This is a genomic window from Psychrobacter sp. FME6 (assembly GCF_014861365.1).
Lineage (GTDB): Bacteria > Pseudomonadota > Gammaproteobacteria > Pseudomonadales > Moraxellaceae > Psychrobacter.
Genome location: NZ_RRYW01000224.1, coordinates 1 through 823 on the forward strand (window position 1 = coordinate 1; position 823 = coordinate 823).

Annotated in this window: 2 protein-coding genes; both read left to right on the plus strand. The window is 36.2% G+C overall.

All coding sequences use genetic code 11. From position 1 onward, the window contains the following. A partial coding sequence (locus EI162_RS14350; RefSeq protein ID WP_192524969.1) for a hypothetical protein occupies window positions 1-559 on the plus strand: 559 nt, incomplete at its 5' end. A 2-nt stretch (window positions 560-561) separates the two neighbouring features. After that, entirely contained in the window at window positions 562-771 is a 210-nt protein-coding gene (locus tag EI162_RS14355; protein WP_192524970.1) for a hypothetical protein, read from the plus strand. Window positions 772-823 lie beyond the last annotated feature (52 nt).

Genomic DNA, 823 nt, shown 5'->3' on the forward strand with positions numbered 1-823 from the left:
TTCTTTGGGTTATTATAACCTCTTAGAAGCTGTCCAATTTTATTATGCCACTACAATATCGGCTAAGCAGTTTACGGAGAAAGGTGGTAAGCATTCTAAGACTGGGGGTGGAGTTGATGGGCTGGGATTGGCGGGGCTGCCGAGTCTGATAGCTGGTGCGATGTTTAAAGCGCAATTTAAGTTTGCTGACGATGATGACATTCCTTATGCCAACACACCATATATTGCTATCAATGAGAATACGAAAGAGAGGTTTGAGGGTGTTACAGATATTGAGGGAAACACTGAAACTTTCTTTAGCTCGAATCCTGATGAGATTAAAGTACATTTAAAGAATAAAGACCCTTGGGGATCTATTGAACTTTATAAAGTTCAATTTAAGTTTACTGATGATGATGGCATCCCTTACAGTAATGTTCATTATCGTGCAATATCTGAAGTGAAAGAGTTGGTCTACCTTGGAATTACTAACTCCGAAGGTGAAACTGAAGAATTAGTGTCATCTATTGAAGAAGACTTTAATGTGCATCTTTATCTATCAACGAATGGAGATTATTAGTTATGCAGTTTCCCCCAAAAAAATCAACTGGTAAAACAACTGTAGATGGCAATAATATAGATGTAAAGTTATCTAGAAGAAACTCAAACTTAAAGGCTTGTCCTATTATCAATAATTTAGTGTTTAGTGATATAAGTTTAAAATGGTTAGATAGCATAGATTCTCGTATAGAATCAGCAAGTTGGTTAAGTAAAATTTTACCAGCAGTTTGAGCTATGCTGAAGAAACCGTAGAGATAAACTTGGTAAACTAACGACTCGATGA